This window comes from Blautia sp. MCC270, assembly GCF_018785605.1.
Taxonomy (GTDB): domain Bacteria; phylum Bacillota; class Clostridia; order Lachnospirales; family Lachnospiraceae; genus Blautia_A; species Blautia_A fusiformis.
Window position 1 is genome coordinate 1 of record NZ_WQQD01000102.1, and the last position, 218, is coordinate 218.

Below are 218 nucleotides of genomic sequence, written 5' to 3' on the forward strand. Positions count from 1 at the left end.
TGTAAAACATAGGGTACCCGGCTCTTTCTCCTGTAGAAAATACACACATTCCCTGCATGGCAAAATCGATCCCAAGAAATCTCTCTGCCGGTCTTTTTTCCACTGTTTGGTTCTCACAGCAGAACAAAAGACTGGCAAAATATTTCCCGGATGGCTCACGGCTCACAGTTACAGACTTCAGTTTCCAGTCTGATGGAATCTGACGGTGAAGTTTTATC

Annotated in this window: 1 pseudogene; it reads right to left on the bottom strand. The window is 44.5% G+C overall.

Features of this window, described 5'->3' with window-relative positions:
- Nucleotides 1–218: pseudogene (locus GPK58_RS13125) on the bottom strand (RNA-guided endonuclease TnpB family protein); the annotation flags it as partial.